We start from the raw sequence: 19,275 nt of genomic DNA on the forward strand, positions 1-19,275 counted from the left end.
CCACAACGCCCAACGGGCAGCGGACAAACGTCCGCAACGCCCGGCGTTCGCCCCTTCCCTCGCGTCGCCTGCCCCCGTAATCTGACGCATCGTCAGCCAAGGTCCCGTCGGTGTCCGTTGTTCCGCCTGCCCGGGAGGCTCGTCTCATGTTGCTCCAAGGGAAGACCGTCATCGTTTCCGGCGTCGGCGCCGGGCTCGGGCATCAGGTTGCCGCCACCGTCGTGCGGGACGGGGGGAACGCCGTGCTCGGGGCGCGGACCGAGGCGAACCTGGCGAAGTCCGCCGCCGAGATCGATCCCGACGGCGCGCACACCGCGTACCGGACCACCGACATCACCGACGAGGGCCAGTGCGCGGCGCTGGCCGACCTCGCCCTCGAGCGCTTCGGCCGGATCGACGCCGTCGTGCACGTCGCCGCCTGGGACTCGTACTTCGGCGGCCTCGAGGACGCCGACTTCGGCACCTGGCAGCAGATCCTCGACGTGAACCTGCTGGGCACCCTCCGGATGACCCGGGCCTGTCTGCCCGCGCTCAAGGAGCGCGGCGGTTCGGTCGTCATCATCGGCACCCAGTCCGCCGTCGCCGCCCCCTCGCAGGTCCAGCAGGCCGCGTACGCCGCCTCCAAGGGCGCCCTGACCTCGGCCATGTACTCCATGGCCCGCGAGCTCGGCCCGCACCGCATCCGCGTCAACACGGTGCTCCCGGGCTGGATGTGGGGCCCGCCCGTGCAGGCGTACGTCACCTTCACCGCCCACGGCGAGCAGGTGCCCGAGGAAGAGGTGCTGGGGCGGCTCACCGAGCGCATGGCCCTGCCCGAACTGGCCACCGACGGGGACGTCGCCGACGCCGCCGCCTTCCTCGCCTCCGACCGGGCGCGGGCGATAACCGGCCAGTCGCTGCTGGTCAACGCCGGTGAGCTGATGCGATGACGCCCTCCACCCGCCGATCGGCGGATCGTATCCTCACAGCATGACCACTCCTGGCAACGCCGCCGCCCCGACCGACAACGCCATGCGCCGCGCGCTGCGGCGGGCCCGTGACGGAGTCGCCCTCGACGTCACCGAGGCCGCGGTCCTGCTCCAGGCGCGCGGAGCGGACCTGGACGACCTGGCCGCCTCCGCCGCGCGCGTGCGTGACGCGGGACTGGCGGCGGCGGGCCGGCCGGGGGTGATCACGTACTCGAAGAGCGTGTTCATCCCCCTCACCCGGCTGTGCCGCGACAAGTGCCACTACTGCACGTTCGCCACCGTCCCCGGCAAGCTCCGGCGGGCCGGGCACGGGATGTTCATGTCCCCGGACGAGGTGCTCGACATCGCCCGCCGCGGCGCCGAGCTGGGCTGCAAGGAAGCGCTCATCACCCTCGGCGACAAGCCCGAGGACCGCTGGCCCGAGGCGCGCGAGTGGCTGGAGGCGCACGGCTACGACGACACGATCTCGTACGTGCGGGCCATCTCCGTCCGGATCCTGGAGGAGACCGGGCTGCTGCCGCACCTCAACCCGGGCGTGATGTCCTGGGCGGACTTCCAGCGGCTCAAGCCCGTCGCGCCCAGCATGGGCATGATGCTGGAGACCACGGCCGAGCGCCTGTGGTCCGAGCCGGGCGGCCCGCACCACGGCTCCCCCGACAAGGAACCCGCCGTACGGCTGCGGGTGCTGGAGGACGCCGGGCGCTCGTCCGTGCCGTTCACCTCCGGTCTGCTGATCGGGATCGGGGAGACGTACGAGGAGCGCGCGGAGTCGCTGTTCGCGCTGCGGCGGATCGCGCGGGCGTACCACGGCATCCAGGAGCTGATCATCCAGAACTTCCGCGCCAAGCCGGACACGGCCATGCGCGGCATGCCGGACGCCGAGCTGGACGACCTCGTGGCGACCATCGCGGTCGCCCGGCACATCATGGGCCCCTCGGGCTGCCTGCAGGCCCCGCCGAACCTGGTCGACGGGGAGTACGCCCGCCTGATCGGCGCCGGGATCGACGACTGGGGCGGGGTCTCCCCGCTGACCCCGGACCACGTCAACCCCGAGCGCCCCTGGCCCCAGATCGACCTGCTGGCCGAGCGGTCGGCGGCGGCGGGCTTCGCGCTGCGCGAGCGTCTGTGCGTGTACCCGGAGTTCGTGGTGCGCGGCGAGCCGTGGCTGGACCCGCGGCTGCTGCCGCACGTACGGGCGCTGGCCGATCCGGAGACGGGGCTGGCGAACGAGGCGGCCGAGGTCACGGGCCGCCCGTGGCAGGAGCCGGAGGAGGCCTTCACCTCCGCCGGGCGCACGGACCTGCACACCGCCATCGACACCGAGGGCCGCACCGGCGACCGGCGGGAGGACTTCGACCACGTCTACGGCGACTGGGAGGCCCTGCGCGAGGCGGCGGCGCCGGGCATGGTGCCCGAGCGGATCGACACGGACGTACGGGCGGCGCTGGCGCGGGCCGCCGACGACCCGACGAAGCTGACCGACGAGCAGGCCCTCGCCCTGCTGCACGCGGACGGCCCGGCGCTGGACGCGCTGTGCCGGGTCGCGGACGACCTGCGCAAGTCGGTGGTCGGCGAGGACGTGACGTACATCGTCACGCGGAACATCAACTTCACCAACGTCTGCTACACCGGCTGCCGGTTCTGCGCGTTCGCGCAGCGCCGTACGGACGCCGACGCCTACACCCTGTCCCTGGAGCAGGTCGCCGACCGGGCGGCGCAGGCCTGGGACGTCGGCGCGGTCGAGGTGTGCATGCAGGGCGGGATCCACCCGGACCTGCCGGGGACGGCGTACTTCGACATCGCGCGGGCGGTGAAGGAGCGGGTGCCGGGCATCCACGTGCACGCGTTCTCGCCGATGGAGGTCGTCAACGGCGCGACGCGGACGGGCATGCCGGTGCGGGAGTGGCTGACGGCGGCCAAGGAGGCCGGCCTGGACTCCATTCCGGGCACGGCGGCGGAGATCCTGGACGACGAGGTCCGGTGGGTGCTGACGAAGGGCAAGCTGCCGGCCGCCGACTGGATCGACGTCGTCACGACGGCGCACGAGCTGGGCATCCGCTCGTCCTCGACGATGATGTACGGGCACGTGGACCAGCCGCGGCACTGGCTGGGCCACTTCCGGACGCTGGCGCGGATCCAGGAACGGACGGGCGGCTTCACGGAGTTCGTGACACTGCCCTTCATCCACACCAACGCGCCGGTGTACCTGGCGGGCATCGCCCGGCCCGGGCCGACGGTGCGCGACAACCGGGCGGTGACGGCGATGGCCCGGCTCCTGCTGCACCCGCACATCACCAACATCCAGACCAGCTGGGTGAAGCTGGGCGCGGAGGGTGCGGCGGAGATGCTGCGGTCCGGGGCGAACGACCTGGGCGGGACGCTGATGGAGGAGACGATCTCGCGGATGGCGGGGTCGAGTTACGGCTCGTACAAGGCCGTGCGGGACCTGGAGGCGATCGCCGAGGCCGCCGGGCGGCCGGCACGGCCCCGTACGACGCTGTACGGGGAGGTGCCGCGGGAGCGCCGGGAGGCGGCCGCCGCGTCCGACGGCCACCTTCCGGAGCTGCTGCCGCTGGTCGACTGACGGGCGCGGCGGGAGCGGTCGGTGCGTGCCGGCGGTGCGTGCCGGCGGTGCGTACCGGCCGGTGCGTGCCGGCGGTGCGTACCGGCCGGTGCGTACCGGCCGGTGCGTGCCGGCGGTGCGTGCCGGCCGGTGCGTACCGGCCGGTGCGTGCCGGCGGTGCGTGCCGGCCGGTGTGTGCCGGCCGGTGTGTGCCGGCCGTCAGCCGACCAGGAGGTCCTTCTTCAGGTCCTTCAGCTCGCGCGCGTCGATGCCGAGGCCGTCCTTGAGGTAGCGGTCGAAGGAGCCGTAGCGGGCCTTGACCTCGTCGTAGCCGGAGTTGAGGTACTCGGGACGGACGTCGAGCATCGGCTTGTAGACGGCGGCCTGCTGGGCCGGCAGGTGGGAGAGGATCGCGTCGTTGGCGGCCTTGCGGTAGTCGTTGCTGGCCAGGTAGTCGGCCATGACGGTCTCGCGCGGCACGCCGAGGGCGGTGAGCAGGGCCGCGTCGGCCCAGCCGGTGCGGTCCTTGCCGGCGGTGCAGTGGAAGAGGACCGAGCGCCGGTCGTCGCGGCGCATGCCGTCGAAGACCTGGGTGTAGGCGGCCTTGGCGGGCGCGGAGCTCACCATGACCTTCTCGGCGTCGACCATGGCCTTGACGGCCTCGTCGGGCGTGCGCGGCATGGTCGTGAAGGAGCCGGAGCCGCCGAGGACGTCGGCGACGACGTACGTGGCGCCGGCCGGGACCTTGTCGGCGTCCTTGCTGCGCTCGTCGGCCATGCGCAGGTCGAAGACCGTCTTGACGCGCAGGCGCTGGAGCTTGGCGAGGTCGCCCTCGGTGAGCTTGTTCAGGGCGTCGGAGCGGTAGACCTCGCCCATCTTGACCCACTGGCCGTTGGCGGTGCGGTAGCCGCCCGCGTCACGGAAGTTGACGGTGCCGTCGAGCTTGATCAGGCGGTCGGCGAGGCGGAGGCCCCGGCCGCGGTCGGCCTTGAAGTCGAACCACTGGCGGTCGGCGGCGGGCAGGCCCGTGACGACGGCCTCGCCCTGGGCGCCGCCCTTGGCGACGACCTTGCCGTTGGCCTTGATCTCGACCCGCTTGGCGCCCTGGGCGGCCCACTTGAGGGTGTAGGAGCCGTCGGCCCCGGCGGTGACGGTGGCGGCGGTGAACGGAATGGACCGGTGGTCCCGGTCCCGGTCCCGATCCTGGCCCCAGCCCCAGTGGGCGCTGGCGGTGGGGGCGAGGGCGAGGGAGAGCGCGCATGCGGAGGCGACGGCGGTCGCGGTGAGGAGTGCCTTCTTCATGGCGTCGAGGCTCTGGGCCCCCGGCGAACGTGGCATGAACGAGGTATGGCTGGGAACCGCCCCCCTGCCATCGAGTGGCAAAACGTGCCACCTGGACGTTCCGTGCCGATCTTGGTCGGGGGCGCGGCGCCGGGCGGCCGGGCCCGCGCCCGTCATCCCGACCAGGAACGCGGCCGGGACCGGGCCCGGCGACCCGGCCGGAACCCATCCGCATTCCGGCCGTTCTGCGCCCACTTACCCGCCGCCCGGCCCGCCGCTTCCGAATGCGACCGATCCTGTCCACTACAGTGCGCGCCAGGCGCACAGTTCACGCGCGGGGGAGCGGCATGGACGGGACAGCTACGGGACAGGGCCGGCAGCAGGGCACATCGCCGGGCCACGAGCCGGGCGCGGGCCGGGGAACGGGAGCGGTGCCGCACCCGGGTGCGGCGGCGGACCCGGACACCGGGAGGACGCCGGCGGCGCCTGCCTCGGCCGGTGCGCCGGGCGCCCCACGAGCCAACGCCCTCCAGGCGGTACCCGCCCACCGGGCCACCGCCCTCCACGCCGTACCCGCCCACCGGGCCACCGCCCGCCACGCCGCAGGCGCAGGCGCAGGCCCGGACGAGCGCGCGAACGCGGACGCGAACCCCACAGCGCATCCCACGGCGCATCCCACGGCGCACGCCACAGAGAACCCCACAACGCACGCCGCAGAGCGCGCCGCAGAGCGTGCCGCCGGGGCGCGTACCGCCGGGGCCGCCGTCCTGCGGACCGGCCTGTGGGGCCGGGCCGAGCAGCAGGACTTCCGCAGCCGGGTCCGCGGCACCCTGCTCGGCGGCGCCCTCGGGGACGCCCTCGGCGCCCCGCTGGCCGGGCTGACCCTCGACGCCGTCCGCGCGGCCCACGGGCCCGACGGTCTCGCCGGGCCCGCCCCCGCGTACGGCCGGCGCGGCGCGGTGACCGCGGCCACGCAGCTGACGCTGTTCACCGTCGACGGCCTGATACGCGCCCACGTCCGGCGGGACACCGGCACCTGGCACCCGCCGACCGACCTCCACCGGGCGTACCTGCGCTGGGCGGCCACCCAGCACGACTGGGGCCCCGACGAGCGCCGTGAGGACAACGGCTGGCTCGCGCACGAGGAGTGGCTCTACACCCGGCGCGGACCCGGCCGCGCCTGCCTGACCGGGTTCGGCGACGACGTACTCGGCACCCTGGACCGGCCCAAGAACCCCGCCGCCCGGGACGCGGCCGCCACCACCCGGTCCGCGCCGTTCGGCCTGCTCGTCGGGTGGGAGCCCGCGCTCGTCCTCCAGCTCGCCGTCGAGTGCGCCGCCCAGAGCCACGGCCACCCCACGGCGTACCTCTCCGCCGGTGCCTTCGCCGTCATCGTCCACGGGCTGGCCCGCGGCGACGCCCTCGACCCGGCCGTCCAGCGCGCCCTCGCCCTGCTGGGCTCCCGCCCGGGGCACGAGCCGGTGACCGACGCCCTGCGGCGCGGGCTGGCCGCGGTGACCGGGGGCGTGCCGTCGGCCGCGACGGTCGACTCGCTCGCCGCGGGCCCCGACACCGGCGCCGAGGACGCCCTGGCCGTGGCCGTCTACTGCGCGTACGTCGCCGAGGACGTGGCCCACGGTCTGCGCCTGGCCGTCCACCACGGCGGCGACTCCCCCGCCACCGGCGCGCTGTGCGGCGCCCTGCTCGGCGCCCTGCACGGGGAGACCGCGCTCCCGGCGGCCTGGCTGGCCGAACTGGAGGGCCGCCCCACCCTGCTCGCCCTCGCCGACGACTTCGCCCTGGAGATGACCCAGGGCCCGGCCCTCCACGGCCCGACCCAGTCCTCCCCGGCCTGGCTGACCCGCTACCCCCGGGCCTGACGGACCGGCCGGCGGGCTAGGAGGTCTCCTCCACCGGGGCCTGCCTGGGCACCCGCACCGTGATCAGGTCACCGACCCCGGCCACCTCGTTCAGCGCCAGCGCCAGGGCCAGGAGCACCTTGCGCACCGCCTCGATCTCCTCGCGCAGCTCCCCGGCGCGCGCCCAGCGCCGTTCGTGCGCGACGGGGTCCACGCCCTCGCTGCGGGCTGCCTCGTGGGCGGTGAGCAAGGGGTGCCAGCGGCTGAGCAGGGGCCTGATGGAAAGGTTCAGGACATTCACCGCCAGCACGCCGAACGTCACCTTGCCCGGCGCCACCCGCGGTGCGACGGCGGGGCCGTACCGGCGCAGGATCTCCCGGGTCGTGGCGAACACCGTGTAGAGAGAGGACAGCGCCTCCCGGAGCAGCCCTTCGTCTTCTTCGAGCTCAACGACCGAAACGCGGGTGGCCAGTTCGACATAGAGCTCCCACGCGGCCTCCCGCTCGACGTCCATGGGCTCCCACACCCCGCTGATCTCCCCGACGAAGGGGATGGAGAGCTTGACCGTGATCTCCTGCGGCGCGAACCCTCCGCCACCACGCCGACGCGCCCACCGCTGTCGCAAACCCATCCCCCAAACCTTCCCCTCATTGGAACTGTGCATGCCACCCTACGAGTTGATCGTGATGACGTGAATGCAGCCAGGAATCCGGGGGGGAGTTGGCCGTGGACGACGAACGCCCGTACAGACGCGACGCCTTCATCTCGTACAGCCACAAGCAAGACGTCCCGCTCGCCGCCGCTCTTCAACGGGGCCTGCACCGCCTGGCGCGCCCGTGGACGCGACGTCAGACGGTCAACGTCTTCCGGGACACCACCAGTCTGGCGGCCAGCAGCGACCTGGGCGGCGATCTGCTCCAGGAGCTCGGCGGCGCCCGGTACTTCATCTACGTTGCCTCGCCCGCGGCCGCCCAGTCCCGGTGGGTGCGCGAAGAAATCGAGTTCTGGATCGAGCACCGCCCGATGGACCGCTTCCTCATCGCGGTCAGCGACGGCACCATCGCGTGGGACCCGCGAATCAACGACTGGGACTGGGACCGTACGACGTGCCTCCCGGCGGTGCTCCGGCGCAAGTTCGCGCGCGAACCACTGTGGGTCGACCTCACCGCCGTCCGCGCGGCGGAGCAGTTCTCGCTGCGCGACGCGCCGTTCCGCGACGCCGTCGCCACCCTGCTGGCCCGCCTCCGCGGCCTGAGCAAGGACGCGGTCGACAGCGAGGACCTGCGCCAGCGGCGCACGGCCGTACGCGTACTGCGCGGCGCCGTCACCGCCCTGTCCGTCCTCCTGGTCACCTCCCTGATCGCCGGCTTCCTTGCCTGGCAGCAGCGCGGCGAGGCCCTGACGCAGGCCCGCACCTCGGCCTCCCAGGCACTGGCCGCCCGTGCCCTGGAGACGGCGGCCAGCGACCCGCGCAAGGCGGCCCAGTTTGCCCTGTACGCCGATTCGGTGCAGCGGACCGGTGAGTCGGCGCAGGCCCTGGCCAGAGCCGTCGCGGCGAACGACAACGTGACCAAGCACTTCCAGGCAGGCAGCGAGGTTCTGGCCGACTATTTAGGCTCCGGAAGCAACGCCCCCACCCAGGTCACGGTCAGCGCGGACGGCGGCACACTGGCCTACTACTCCGCGTTCGACTCACAACGACGCGCCGACGACGAGCGCGGCCCACTGATCCACCTCTACGACATCCGATCCGGCACCGTCCTGCCGTCGATCACGGGGGCGCACTGGCCGCCGCGTGGCGGAGGATTCGCCCTCAGCGCGGACGGCCGCACGCTCGCCGTCGAGACCGCGACACACAACATCGAACTGTGGGACGTCCGTCGGCAGGAACGGATCCGGAGTTTCACCGCCAGCAACGGTTTGCAGCTCGCCAATGCGCTGATGGGGCTGCGTGCCTTCGCCTTCTCGGGGGACGGACAGCGGGTGGCCGCCGCCTTCTACGCTCCTGACTCTGCCGGAGCGAGTGGTACGGCCACGTTCCACCTCGCGGTATGGGACACGGCTACGGGCCGGGTACTGAGCATGGAGCCCACCGAAGCCGACGGCGTGGCACTGGCCTTCGACAAGGAAAACCGGCTGCAAGTCTTCGACAAAGACAACCGCACGCTGCGCACCTTCGCAGGGGTCCCCGGATCCTGGGGCGTTCCGCGCCAGGTGCCCGGCCTGCCCCGGGCTGACTTCGCGTACGCCACCTTGTCGGACGACGGTACCAAGGCCTACCTCCAGAAGGAACCGCAAGGCGGCACGTTCGAGGTCTGGGACCTTGTGAAGGGCGAGCGGGTGAACACCGGCGTGTCCGCCTTGGGTTCGCCAATCATGCCCTCGGCAGCCGGCGGCACCTGGTTCGCCGGCGTCGGCAAGGAATTGGTCGTGTACGACGCTGCGCTGCGACGGCAAAGAACCCTGGGTTCCTTCAGCTGGCCGGTGCGGAGCCTGTCGGCATCGGCCGACGGCCGCTGGGTGGCAGCGGCATCGGACGACGGAGCGGTGTCGTTGTTCTCCACCACCAGCGTGCAGGGCGGCACTCCCGTGCCCAACGAGCAGCAGGTGAAGGCCGCCGAGCTCAGCCTGGACCGGCGAACAGCGTTCCGCAGCGGCGGAGCCGGAACGGACCTGTGGTCCGTCACCCCGAAGGGGGTCCAGCCCCTGGGGCGGCTTCCGGTGCAGCTCGCGCACTCCAGCAACGCTGACGAGTCCGACGTCGTGGTCGTCAGCCGGGACGGAGCCCGTGCGGTGACCGGGCAAAAGGGGCACCTTTCAGTGTGGAACCTGACAAGCGGTACCCAGGTGGGATCCCCGCTGACGGCGGAGGCCCGAGTCGTTCCCCTGTCCTTCGCGCCCGACGACGTCCATGTCCTGGTCGCCACTGAAAAGGTGCTCCAGGTCATCGACACCCGAACCTGGGAGATCCACCAATCGGTCCAGCATGCAGGCCCGATCGGCAGCTACCCGGTCGTGAGTGCGGACCGTACCGCCGTTGCCTCGCTCGTCGACGACGGGCTCGCCGTCTGGCGCTGGACCTCCGACATGCGCCTTCGGCTTGTACGGACGGCTCCCGTCGAGCGCACGATCTACATGTTCCCTGCGATCAGCGTCCACGGTGAGAAAGCTGCCGCGATCAATGCCGACGGCCGGATCTCCCTGGTCGACGTCACTACCGGCCGTACCGCCAGCAGCACGGCCGTGCAGTCCAAGGGGGGCAAGAGCGTGCTCTTCAGTCAGGACGCCCGGTTCGTCGTCCAGGTCGTCGGCAGCGGGCGTGAGGCCTCCCTCCAGTTCTGGGACTCCACGACGGGCGAAGCGCGTGGCAGCTGGGCCCTGGAAGGACAGAACAACGGAGATCCCTCGTCGTGGAGCGTTCCCGACGTGGAGCTCCTGGCCACGGCCGACGGCTCCGTCCTGGCCTTCGGCGCCGACGGGTCCCTCGTGCGCCGGACCACCGATCTGAGCAGCTGGCGCAGCATCCTGTGCGGGCTCGTCCCCGATCCTCTTCCGGCGAGCGAATACGACCGCTACCTCACGGGCATGGAGATCTCTCCGCCGTGCACCCGCAACGTCAAGGAATGAGTACGTGCAACGCGACGCCTTCATCTCGTACAGCCACAAGATGGATGTCCCTCTGGCCCAGGCGGTTCACAGGGGTCTGCACCGCATCGGCCGCAACTGGCGCAAGCTCCGTGCACTGAACGTGTTCCGGGACACCGAGAGCCTCGGCGCCAGTCCCGATCTGGCGGGCTCGATCCTCAAGGAGCTGAAGCGGTCCACTCACTTCATCTACATCGCCTCCCCGGAGGCCGCCGCTTCCCGCTGGGTCCGCGAAGAACTCGCGTTCTGGCGGGACCACCCTGAGGGGGATGCCAGTGACCGTTTCCTGATCGCGCTGAGCGACGGTGAAATCCACTGGGACGAGGCGGCCGGCGATTTCGACTGGACCCGTACCACCGCCATCCCCCAAGAGGTGCTGCGCGGAGTGTTCCGGACGGAACCGCTGTGGGTGGACTTACGCCAGTTCCGCACCTGCGATCCGGCCGAGCGCACCTTGGACGGCGGCGAGTTCCGCGACCGGACGACGGCCCTCGCGGCAGCCGTGCACGGCTGCACCAAGGACGAGCTGGACAGCGAGGACCTGCGCCAGCACCGTAAGGCGAGCCGCGTCAAGAACGTCGTCCTGGCCCTGCTCGCCCTCACGAGCCTTGCCGCCACCACCGCCGGCTTCTACGCAGCCGCACAGCGCGACGAGGCCCTGGCCCGTGCCCGCACCTCCGCCTCCCAGGCACTCGCCGCCCGAGCCATGGACACCGCCGGCAAGGACGCGCGCAAGGCAGCCCAGTTCGCCTTGTACGCGTACGCCGTCAAGCCCACGAGCGAGGCCACGCAGGCGCTCGCACAAGCGGTCGTGGCCAATGACGGCGTGTCGCGTCACCTCCAGGTTGGAAACGAGGAAGTGAACAACTTCCGCGGCCTCGGTCACGTGAACGCGACACAAGTGGCGATCAGCCGGGACGGCGGCATGCTCGCGTACTACTCGGACTTCGACCCCGACCACGACATCGACACGGACGGCCACATCCACCTCTACGACATCAGGGCGGGCAAAGCCCTTCCGCACCTCAAGGGCAAAGCCTGGCCGCAGGACGGCGGGGGAATGGCGTTCAGCGCGGATGGCACGATTCTCGCGGTGGAAACCCCCTTCAACCAGGTCGAGATCTGGGACGTGCCCCGTCAGAAGGTTCTCAGGACGATCACAGCGAGCGACGGGGAGAACCTGGCCGGCGCCTTCAAGCGGCTGCGCTCCTTCGCCTTCTCCTCGGACGGGCAGCGGCTGGCAGCTGCCTTCCACTCTCCCACCGCCGCCGGAAGCGACTACTACGTCGCCGTCTGGGAGACGGCAACCGGGCGGGAGATAAGCAAGTCACCTGCCGCTGCGGACAGCCTCACCCTGGGATTCGACACCGCGAACCGCCTCCACGCCCTCGACCATCAGGCCGGCACTGTCCGCACTCTCGCCCGCGAGGCCACCTCCTGGAGCGCGAAGCGCACGATCCCCGGCTTCCCCCGGCAGGAGCGGATCCAGGTAAAGCTGTCCGACGACGGGACGAAGGCATATCTCGGCGAGGGCACGAACGAACTCTGGGACCTGGTCGAGGGCCGTCGGCTGGGCAAGGCCGTAGGCCAGGGCTCCATGGCAGTGACCCTGCCCGGTGGTATGGACGGCACCGTATTCGCAGCCGATGACAAGGCCGTGTCCGTCCTCGACACATCGCTGCGCCGCGGGCGCGTCCTCGGCACCTTCACCTGGCCGGTCCGCAGCGTCTCGGCATCCGGTGACGGCCGCTGGGTGGCCGCCGGTTCACAGGACGGAGCCGTGTCCCTCTTCTCGACCACCAGCTACCGGGGCGGGACGCCCCTGCCCATCGATGAGCAGTTCAAGTCTGCCGCCCTGGCTGACGACAAGCGGACCGCCTTCCGTAGCGGCGACACCGGCACGGACGTGTGGACCGTCACCGGCAAGGGCGTCCGGTCACTGGGGCGTGTTCCCCTCCAGCTCGTCAGGTCCGGACTGCGCGTCGACACCGTGATCGCGTCCCCCGATGGCAGCCGTGCCGTGGTGGCGCAGGACGGCAAAGTGTCGCTCTGGGACCTGCGTTCGGGAACCGGCGTGAACGGTCCCATGTCGGGCGGCGCCGCCTTCGCTCCGATGTCCTTCCTTCCCGACGGTCACCATGTGGTGGGCACCACGGGCGAGGCGGTTCAGGTCGTCGACAGCCGCACCTGGGAGGTCCGGCAGTCCGTACCGTACGGCGCGGCGCCTCCGGACGCAGTCGGGATCAGTGCGGACGGCTCCACCCTCGCCTTGGTGCATGAGGAGCAGTTGGCCGTCTGGGAGTGGACCGCGAAGAACGTCCTTCAGCAGGAGCGCACGGTATCTCTGAAGCCCGTCTGGACCGTGTACGGCCACAGTGTCACCGTCAGTGCTGACGGGAGGCAGGTGGCCGTGCTCAATTTCGACGGGCTCCTCTCGATACTGGACGTCACCACCGGGCGGATCGTGCACAGCACCTACGCGTCGACCGGCGGGCCGGCCCTCGCGTTCAGCAGCGACGCGTCCTTGCTCGTCCAGTCCTCCGGCTCCGGCCAGGAACCCGCCTTGCAGTTCTGGGATCCCGCCACCGGCGAGTCCCGTGGCAGTTGGGCGCTGCCGATCAGCGGGTCGGGCAAGGACAGTGCGATCACGCACCTCTTCGAGGGCGACGACGGAAGCATCCTCGCGCTGGCCATGGACGGCGCTCTCGTGCGCCGGACCGTCGACGTGACCGCCTGGCGGACCCTCCTCTGCCAACTCGCGCCGGGGGAACTGCCCAGGTCCGAGTACGTCCGCTATCTCAGCGGCTTGAATGTTTCCCCACCGTGTCGCCGCGACAGCAAAGGATGAGTCCGTGGAGCGCGACGCCTTCATCTCCTACAGCCACCGTCGTGACGTCCTGCTCGCACAGGCGCTGGAGCGGGCACTGACCCGGCTGGCCCAGCCGTGGACGCGCCGGCCCGCGCTCAAGGTGTTCCGGGACACGACCAGCCTCGCCGCTAACAGCGACCTCGGCAGCGCCATCAAGGCAGCTCTCGGGAGCTCGCGGTACTTCGTCTACTTGGCTTCCCCCGAGGCGGCAGCGTCTCGCTGGGTCCGCGAGGAGATCGCGTTCTGGCGTGACAACCACTCCATGGATCACTTCCTTATCGCGCTGGCCGCCGGCGAGATCGTCTGGGACGAGGACCGCGACGATTTCGACTGGGACCGTACGACCGCCCTACCGGAAGGACTCGTCGGCGCCTTCACCGCCGAGCCCCTGTGGGTGGACCTGCGGGCACACCGCGACGCCTCGCACCACTCAATGGACCCGGGTGAGTTTCGCGACAGGATCGTCACCCTTGCCGCCGCGATCCACGGCGTCAGCAAGGACACCCTGGACAGCGAGGATCTCCGGCGGCAGCGGAAAGCCGCACGCATCTTCCGGGGGCTCGCGGCCGGCCTCGCCGTTGCCCTGATCGTCGCACTGGTAGCGGGCCTCCTCGCCGTGCGACAGCGCGACGAGGCCCTCGCCCGCGCCCGCACCTCAGCGTCCCAGGCCTTGGCGGCCCGTGCCCTGGAGATGGCCGACACCGACCCCCGCAAGGCGGCCCAGTTCGCCCTCTACGCCGAGCAGGTCCGGTCCACGAGTGAGGCGTCGCAAGGCCTGGCGGCAGCGGTGCTGGCCAACGAAAGCGTGTTCCGGCACGTGCAGAAGGGCGCCGAACGGTTCGGCCAGTACGTCGGCGCCAGTCATGAGCCCGAGACACGCGTCGCTCTGAGTGGGGACGGCAGCGTGCTCGCCTACTACTCGGAATTCGACGCCGATGTCCCAGACGCCGAATTCCCGGGACCGCCGGACGGCCGCCACATTCATCTCTTCGACGTGCGCACGGGCACACCCCTACGAACCCTCATCAGCCGTAGTTGGGCCCAGACCGGCATGCTCCAGATCAGCTCCGACGGCGGCCTGCTCGTCGTGGAGACCGCCTTCAATCAGATCGACGTTTGGGACGTGCGCAGCGGCCGGGTCATCAGGTCGCTGGTCGCCAGTGACGCCCGTCAATTGAGCAACGCCCGCACGGGGCTGGACGCCACCGCGCTGTCCCGCGACGGGCACTGGCTCGCCGCGACCTTCTACGTTCCGCAAGAGGAAGGGATGCGCCTGACCGTATGGGACCTGACCAGCGGAACACCGGTGCACACCGAGGGCGGCTTCGCCCCCGAGAGCATCACGCTCTCCTTCGACACCACTAACCGGCTGACCGCCCTCGCCACGGACACGGGCGAGACGCGCACTTTCACTCCGGGGACCAAGGCGTGGAGCGCCCGGCGTCAATTGTCCGCCTACCCGTTCGGGGAACGCTCTGCGACGCTCTCCGCCGACCGGCTCTTCGTCGGCGGTCGCGGCTCGCAGAAGGCCGAATTATGGAGCATCTCGCAGGGCCGGCGAACCGCCGTCGCCGCGGTGGCGGGTCAGCCGGGCACGGTCGTTTTCCCCCGGGACAACACCGAGCTGATCGTCGGCGCTGAGGAGGAAAGGATCTCGCTGTACGACCCCGCCCTGCGCAAGCTGCAGACTCTGGGCTCCTTCAGCTGGCCCGTCCACAGCATGGCCGTCTCGGACGACGGAAAGTGGGTGGCCGCCGCGTCGCAGGACGGGGCCGTATCCGTGTTCCTCACGCGGGACCCCGGCGGCGCGACGGTCCCCAATGGTGACCGGTTGAAGAGCGGAGAGCTCACCCCGGACGGTCGGCTCGGTCTTAGGACGGGGCCGGAGGGCACCGTTGTGTGGGTGGTGGCGGACGCACGGACGGGGCCTCGTCAGCTGGGGCGGATCCCCGTGGCCGTCGACCGCGAATGGGACAGCGTCGCCGCATCGAAGGACGGCAGCCGCATCGCTCTGATCCACGAGGGCGAGCTCTCGTTGTGGGACCCCCGCACGGGACAGCGGACCAGTGGTCCGCACCGGTACGACGGTGGTATCGGACGGGGCCCGCTGATGTTCGTCGGTGACGGCTTCCACGTCGTCGGTGGCTGGGAACGCGGCCTGCTACTCATCGACATCCGGACAGGTGAGGTACGCCAGACCATCCTGCCGTCCGACGGCCAGGTCATGCTCGGTACGGTGAGCGAGGACCTCAGCACTTTGGCCGTCGCGGGAACCGTCGGCGAAGACCTCACCGTATGGCGATGGGCCGGAAACGGCCGGCTCGAACGAGTACGGAGAGCGGCTCAGCCGGAGGTCACAATGACGCTCGCGGTAAGTCCCGAGGGATCGAGAGTCGGTGTAATGGACCGCAATCGGCGCGTCTCGATCCTTCAGGTGGACACGGGTCGGCTCACCACACATTCCGTGGCTGTCCCGACCTCGGAGAACGACCTCGTCTTCAGCCCGGACGCCCGGCACCTTGTGCACGCCGTCCGCCGGGTGACCGGAACTCGCCTGCAGTTCTGGGACACCACGACCGGGGACGCGCTCGGCAGCTGGCCGATCGGCACCGGGAAGACCGGCTCCCCGGACGTGAGCCGGGCCGAGGACGAAGGGCCCATCCGAATCGTGGCGAGTTCCGGCGGAGGCGTCCTGGCTTTCGAGCCAGGCGCGGCCCTGACCCATCGATCGATCGACGTGGCGAACTGGCGCACAGCCCTCTGCGCCCTCGTCCCCGACCCACTCCCCCAAAACGAGTACGACCGCTATCTGAGCGATCTCGACGTCGGCGCCCCCTGCCGCCCTTAGGCCACAGGCCCTACCGTGTGCCCCCTACGTGACGGAGGTGTCAGCGCATATGCGGATCGCCACAACCATCTTCCTGACCGACCGGACGGTCACGCCCGTCCGGCTCGCCCGGGCCCTGGAGGAGCGTGGGTTCGGGGGGCTCTACCTGCCCGAGCACACCCATATCCCCGTCGACCGGGACACCCCCGCGCCGATGGGCGGGGAGCTGCCCGAGATGTACGGGCGCACGCTCGATCCGTTCGTCGCGCTCGGGCAGGCCGCCGCCGTCACCGAGCGGCTGCACCTGGGGACGGGGATCACCCTGGTGGCGCAGCACGATCCGATCGGGCTGGCCAAGCAGGTCGCGACCCTCGACCACCTCAGCGGCGGGCGGTTCACGCTGGGCCTGGGGTACGGCTGGAACGTCGAGGAGGCCGCCGACCACGGTGTCGAGTGGGCCACGCGGCGGGAGCTGGTGCGCGACCGGATGGCTCTGATGCGGGCGCTGTGGGCGCCGCAGCCGACGGCGTACGTCGGCCAGTTCTGCTCGGTGCGGGCCAGCTCGGCGTACCCCAAGCCGGTGCAGGCACCCCGGGAACTGGCCGCCGGGGTCCCGCTGCACGGGCCGCGGACCCTGATCGGGGGCGCGGCCGGGCCGAAGCTGTTCGCCGCCGTCGCCGACCACGCGGACGGCTGGATGCCGATCGGCGGCGGCGGCCTGACGGAGTCCCTGCCGGTGCTGCGCGCGGTGTGGGAGACCGCCGGCCGCGATCCGAAGGCGCTCCAGGTGGTGCCGTACGCCGTGCACCCGACCCCGGGGAAGCTGGCGCACTTCGCCTCCCTCGGGATCGAGGAGGTCGTGGCGCAGCTGCCGTCGGCACCGGAGGCGGAGATCCTGCGGGTCCTGGACGACTTCGCGCAGTACCTCTGAGGACGGGGCCGGGGGCGCCGGTGCCCCGGCGAGGCGTCGCGGCAGGGTCGGCGCGCGGTGCGCGCGGCGGCCCGGCCGGACGGGGGCGGGGGCGCGGGGGCGGTCAGCCCACGCTGGGGGCGTGCGGCAGGCCGCCGCCGAGGGCGCCGGTCGTACCGGCGAGGGTGGACTGCGTGGCCCCGCCGGTGGTGGCGGCGGCCACGCCGAGAGCGGTACGGGTCTCCTCGACGGTCTGCTGGGGGTTCTCGGCGATCGTGCCGAGCCGCTTGGTCAGCGGCGGCGCCTCCGGCATGCCGTCGGCGTGGGCGGCGACGGGGGTCAGGACGGCGGCCGCGCCGCCGGAGAGCACGAGGGCCGCGAGGGTGCGCTTCATGGCATTCATGCCCTCCCCAACGACCCCGCCCCCGACCGGTCACCCCAGCCCCCTCCCCCGCCCCGGACGGGGTACGCCGCGGCCCCGGATCGGGAGGAGGGTGATCCGGGGCCGCGGGGTGACACAGCGGGGTTGTTCGGGGGGGTGGGTCAGTCCTTGACCACCAGGGACGGGGTGGACTTGGTGAGGATCTCGCCGCGGAAGAAGGCCGGGCTGCGGCGTTCGGTGATCACCATGATGACCAGGCCCAGGACCAGCAGGCCGACGCCGATGACGAACACCGTGCCGACGCCGAAGACGGTGGCTCCGGAACCGTAGGACGGGTCCACCATGTCGATCAGGGTCTTGACGAAGACGGTGGCCAGCAGCAGGCCGCCCAGGAGCGGGAAGACGCCCTTGAAGAGCAGGTCGCGGCCGGAGGAGCGGAGCTCCTTGCGGAAGTACCAGGCGCAGGCGAAGGCCGTCAGCGAGTAGTAGAAGCAGATCATCAGACCGAGGGCGAAGATCGTGTCCGTGAGGACGTTCTCGCTGAGCAGGGTCATGATCGTGTAGAACGCGCCGGTGGCGGCACCCGCCATGACCGTCGCGCGGCCCGGGGTCTTGAAGCGCGGGTGGACCTTGGCGTACGAGGGCGGCAGCGCCTCGTACGTCGACATCGCCAGGACCGTACGGGCCACCGGGATGAAGGTGGTCTGCAGGGAGGCCGCCGCGGAGGCGAGGACGGCGACGAAGAGCAGGATGCCGAGGACCGGGCCCATGACCGGGCCGGCGAGGGCGGCGAAGACGTTGTCGGAGGTCTCCTCGTTGGCCAGGCCCAGGCCTTCGCCGCCGGAGCCGACGGCCATCTGCGCGGCGATGCCGGTGGCGAGGTAGGAGCCGACCAGGACGACCATCGCGACGAGCGCGGCACGGCCGGGGGTCCTGGTGGAGCCGGTGGTCTCCTCGTTCGTGGCCAGGCAGGCGTCCCAGCCCCAGTACATGAAGATCGACAGGGAGAGGCCGGCGGTGAAGGCCGCGAAGGACTCGACCGCGAAGGGGTTCATCCAGGACCAGGAGAAGTCCAGGCCGGTGTCGAAGGTGCCGGCGGACGCCTTCTGGAAGGCCATGGCCACGAAGATGGCGAGGACGGCGAGCTGGAGGCCGACGAGCGCGTACTGGACGCCCTTGGTGGCCGTCATGCCGCGGTAGCTGATCGCGGTGGCGACGGCGATCAGGGTGAGGCACGTGAGGATGTGGACGAGCTTGTTGTCGTCGAGGGCCGCGACGGAGGGACTTCCGCTGATCTCTCCGGCCAGCAGCCAGAAGTAGGAGGTCGCGACACCGGCGAGGTTGGAGAGCACGATGATCGTGGCGATCACCAGGCCCCAGCCGCACATCCAGCCGATGCGGGGCCCGAAGGCCTTCACGGTCCAGGTGAAGGAGGTGCCGCAGTCCGGCATGACCTTGTTGAGCTCGCGGTACGCGAAGGCGACCAGGAGCATCGGGAGGAAGCCGGCCAGGAAGACCGCCGGCATCTGTACGCCGACCTCGCCGGCGGTGGAGCCGAGGGTCGAGGTGAGGCAGTAGACCGGGGCGACGGTGGAGATGCCGATGACGGCACTGCCGACGAGGCCGACGGACCCCTTGCCGAGTCCCTTGCCTCGGACGTCGCCTCCGGCCACGCCGCCTACCGTGTCTCCGGCCGGGGGCCGAACGTCCAGCTGTGTCATGGGTCAGGACGTTAGATGCTGCGGTTTCCATATCCGGAGGGCTTCAGTCCGGATCCATCTGGACCCAAATCCCTTGGAACATTGAGGCCGGGAGACTTGACACTCTCGCAATGAAAGGTTCACGGGGGATTCAGTCGGGGTTTCAGTGGAGGCGCGGCGAGGGTTCCGGGATGCGGAAACCGCAGCCATGCCCGTTTTGTCCCATTCAAAACTTTCCCATGCGATTTTTTCACGCCACCCCAAAGCGGGC

General features: G+C 71.2%; 11 protein-coding genes. 7 read left to right on the top strand and 4 right to left on the bottom strand.

The genetic code is table 11. The annotated features are described in order from the left end of the window. The first annotated feature begins 146 nt into the window (after positions 1-146). Together ACIPXB_RS24170 and ACIPXB_RS24175 are read left to right on the top strand one after the other, a co-directional pair. The gene (locus ACIPXB_RS24170) at positions 147-929 is read left to right on the top strand and encodes an SDR family oxidoreductase (protein WP_401453201.1); all 783 of its coding nucleotides are present in this window, start codon (positions 147-149) and stop codon (positions 927-929) included. 40 nt (positions 930-969) lie between these two features. Continuing rightward, on the top strand, positions 970-3,552 hold the full coding sequence (locus ACIPXB_RS24175; protein WP_401453203.1) for a bifunctional FO biosynthesis protein CofGH: 2,583 nt from the start codon (positions 970-972) through the stop codon (positions 3,550-3,552). 198 nt (positions 3,553-3,750) lie between these two features. Here the strand turns inward: ACIPXB_RS24175 and ACIPXB_RS24180 are convergent, their stop codons facing one another. After that, positions 3,751-4,833 (bottom strand): tyrosine-protein phosphatase, encoded by a 1,083-nt coding sequence (locus ACIPXB_RS24180; protein WP_401453205.1) that lies wholly within the window; start codon positions 4,831-4,833, stop codon positions 3,751-3,753. Positions 4,834-5,579: 746 nt separating this feature from the next. Here ACIPXB_RS24180 and ACIPXB_RS24185 point away from each other — a divergent pair. Then, the gene (locus ACIPXB_RS24185) at positions 5,580-6,692 is read left to right on the top strand and encodes an ADP-ribosylglycohydrolase family protein (protein WP_401453399.1); all 1,113 of its coding nucleotides are present in this window, start codon (positions 5,580-5,582) and stop codon (positions 6,690-6,692) included. Between the two features lie 16 nt (positions 6,693-6,708). On the opposite strand, the gene ACIPXB_RS24190 is transcribed toward ACIPXB_RS24185, so the two are convergent. Beyond that, a complete protein-coding gene (locus ACIPXB_RS24190; RefSeq protein ID WP_401453207.1) occupies positions 6,709-7,302 on the bottom strand; it encodes a hypothetical protein in 594 nt (197 codons plus the stop codon). Positions 7,303-7,397: 95 nt separating this feature from the next. Between ACIPXB_RS24190 and ACIPXB_RS24195 the strand changes: the two genes are divergently transcribed. The 4 genes from ACIPXB_RS24195 to ACIPXB_RS24210 are packed head-to-tail and all read left to right on the top strand — an operon-like array spanning position 7,398 to position 16,943. Beyond that, positions 7,398-10,298, top strand: coding sequence for a hypothetical protein (locus ACIPXB_RS24195; protein WP_401453209.1), 2,901 nt, complete (start codon positions 7,398-7,400; stop codon positions 10,296-10,298). A gap of 4 nt (positions 10,299-10,302) precedes the next feature. Then, positions 10,303-13,164, top strand: coding sequence for a hypothetical protein (locus ACIPXB_RS24200; protein ID WP_401453211.1), 2,862 nt, complete (start codon positions 10,303-10,305; stop codon positions 13,162-13,164). Positions 13,165-13,168: 4 nt separating this feature from the next. Continuing rightward, a complete protein-coding gene (locus ACIPXB_RS24205; RefSeq protein WP_401453213.1) occupies positions 13,169-16,033 on the top strand; it encodes a toll/interleukin-1 receptor domain-containing protein in 2,865 nt (954 codons plus the stop codon). A 49-nt stretch (positions 16,034-16,082) separates the two neighbouring features. Further along, on the top strand, positions 16,083-16,943 hold the full coding sequence (locus ACIPXB_RS24210) for a TIGR03619 family F420-dependent LLM class oxidoreductase (protein ID WP_401453215.1): 861 nt from the start codon (positions 16,083-16,085) through the stop codon (positions 16,941-16,943). 103 nt (positions 16,944-17,046) lie between these two features. Here the strand turns inward: ACIPXB_RS24210 and ACIPXB_RS24215 are convergent, their stop codons facing one another. Together ACIPXB_RS24215 and ACIPXB_RS24220 are read right to left on the bottom strand one after the other, a co-directional pair. After that, positions 17,047-17,316: a hypothetical protein gene (locus ACIPXB_RS24215; RefSeq protein WP_401453217.1), complete on the bottom strand. Its 270-nt coding sequence runs from the start codon at positions 17,314-17,316 to the stop codon at positions 17,047-17,049. A gap of 149 nt (positions 17,317-17,465) precedes the next feature. Further along, positions 17,466-19,025 carry an APC family permease gene (locus tag ACIPXB_RS24220; protein ID WP_401453219.1) on the bottom strand — a complete coding sequence of 520 codons (1,560 nt, stop codon included), beginning with the start codon at positions 19,023-19,025 and terminating at the stop codon, positions 17,466-17,468. Positions 19,026-19,275 lie beyond the last annotated feature (250 nt).

Source organism: Streptomyces sp. NPDC090022, assembly GCF_044748145.1.
Lineage (GTDB): Bacteria > Actinomycetota > Actinomycetes > Streptomycetales > Streptomycetaceae > Streptomyces.